3 protein-coding genes are annotated in these 2,012 nt (G+C 60.8%); 1 reads left to right on the top strand and 2 read right to left on the bottom strand.

Annotated features, from left to right (window positions below; translation table 11 throughout):
• A partial coding sequence (tdh, locus tag EOA33_RS33780; RefSeq protein ID WP_127407585.1) for an L-threonine 3-dehydrogenase occupies positions 1 to 819 on the top strand: 819 nt, incomplete at its 5' end.
• Between the two features lie 47 nt (positions 820 to 866).
• Here the strand turns inward: tdh and EOA33_RS33775 are convergent.
• Both EOA33_RS33775 and EOA33_RS33770 read right to left on the bottom strand, forming a co-directional pair.
• The gene (locus EOA33_RS33775; protein ID WP_126055051.1) at positions 867 to 1,508 is read right to left on the bottom strand and encodes a suppressor of fused domain protein; all 642 of its coding nucleotides are present in this window, start codon (positions 1,506 to 1,508) and stop codon (positions 867 to 869) included.
• A 16-nt stretch (positions 1,509 to 1,524) separates the two neighbouring features.
• Positions 1,525 to 2,001 (bottom strand): MarR family transcriptional regulator, encoded by a 477-nt coding sequence (locus tag EOA33_RS33770; RefSeq protein WP_127407584.1) that lies wholly within the window; start codon positions 1,999 to 2,001, stop codon positions 1,525 to 1,527.
• Positions 2,002 to 2,012: the final 11 nt, after the last annotated feature.

Genomic DNA, 2,012 nt, shown 5'->3' with positions numbered 1-2,012 from the left:
GTCGCCGATTTCGGCGCCGCGGTCACCGAATACAAGCTCGGCCAGCGCGTCTCGGGCGAAGGCCACATCGTCTGCGGCCATTGCCGCAACTGCCGGGCGGGGCGAGGGCATCTCTGCCGCAACACGCTCGGCGTCGGCGTCAACCGGCCCGGCGCCTTCGGCGAATACGTGGCGATCCCGCAGCATAATGTCGTGCCGATCCCCGACGACGTGCCGGACGAGATCGCGGCGATCTTCGATCCTTTGGGCAATGCCGTCCACACCGCATTGTCCTTCGATCTGGTCGGCGAGGACGTGCTGGTCACCGGCGCCGGGCCGATCGGCATCATGGGCGCGCTGGTGGCGCAATGCGTCGGCGCGCGAAAGGTGGTCATCACCGACATCAATCCGGTCCGGCTGGACCTGGCGCGCAAGCTCGGCGTCCAGCACGTCGTCGACGCCTCGAAGGAAAAGCTGCGCGACGTCATGCCGAAGCTCGGCATGACCGAGGGCTTTGACGTCGGCCTGGAGATGTCCGGCGCCGCCCCCGCCTTCCGCGACATGATCGACACCATGAACAATGGCGGCAAGATCGCCATCCTCGGCATCGCGCCGACCGGCTTCGAGATCGATTGGAACAAGGTCATCTTCAAGATGCTGCATCTCAAGGGCATCTACGGCCGCGAGATGTTCGAGACCTGGTACAAGATGATCGCCCTGGTGCAGGGGCCGCTAGACGTCTCGGGCCTGATCACCCACCGCATCGGCATCGACGATTTTCAGGTCGGGTTCGATGCGATGCGGAGCGGCAATTCGGGTAAGGTTGTGATGGACTGGTGAGCGCTACCGGGGCGAAAGCGAAAGCAAAGCGCCGCAGGCACCTGCCGCTAGACATAGGACGTCCGTTTGGGGTCTAAAACGGTGGGATAATGACGCTCGTCGAGCATGTCCAAGAATGGGTCCAACCCGACCGTCTTGATGAATTCATACTCGGCAGCGGAGATCAAATGGGCGCAAAGGATGGTGACGTCATCGTGGTCAATGGTCAGCGCTTCTGCAATGCGTTTATCGGGTGCAATGACAGGGGTCAAAAACATGAAAATTCTGAAATCCGTGCCCGAGACGGGCGACCAAGGCATTTCAATGCGGTGACCAAAGCCCAACCATGTATTGTCGATAAAGGGATACTCCGCCAGCCATTTGAGATTGCTGATGATGTTTGAGTCAGGCTCGCGAACATACCACATCAGTTCGGCTCGCCGCTCAATGTTCTCGCCTGCCGTTGACGGGGTAGCCATGCGCCGGTCGCTCATACCGTTGGTTAGGAGTACAAAGCCGTTGCCGGCGGGATCAATGAGCGAGAAGTCTCTACGAAACGCAAGAACCTCAACATCGTCAGGCCCTTTGCTTGGAAAGAGTTGATCGGGCTCGCCGAGCTCTTTGGTGTAGACCGATTTTCGATAGAGGTTGTTGGAGTTACCGGATCCGGGCGGCCCTCCGGCGAGAAATCTCTTTGGAAGCCAAGCCATCCATATGCTCCTGATTTCAGCCCTTTAGCCCAACGTGATTAGCACCAACTTTGTCTGGTCCCAAACAGGTTTCGAGCTCCGCTACGCCCTTCACAATCGCTCCTCGCTCTTCCGCTCCGAGTTTCCCCAGCAACTCCCTCTCAAACGCCTTCGCCAGCGGCACCATATCGCGATAGGCGGCAAGTCCCGCCTTGGTCAGCGCCAGATGCTCGACGCGGCGGTCTTTCTCGTCGGGCGTGCGCGTCAGCCAGCGCCGCCGCTCCAACTCCGCCACCGCGCGCGACACCTTGGTCTTGTGCATGGCCGACTGCTCGCCGAGCGCCGTCGCCGTCATCGTGCCGTGCTGGCCGAGGCCCGAAAGCGTGCGCCATTCCGGCCGGGTCAGGTCATGGCGATCCCGGTAGATTTTCGAGAATTCGCGGCTGACCGCGTCGGCCAGCCGATAGAGCCGGTAGGGCAGGAAGTTTTCCAACTCGAGGATTTCCGGTTCCATAGGCGCACCAC

The sequence above is a fragment of the Mesorhizobium sp. M4A.F.Ca.ET.050.02.1.1 genome (assembly GCF_003997725.1).
GTDB lineage: Bacteria > Pseudomonadota > Alphaproteobacteria > Rhizobiales > Rhizobiaceae > Mesorhizobium.
Note: the sequence above shows the minus strand (reverse complement) of the source record. Positions and strands in the feature narration are given on the sequence as shown.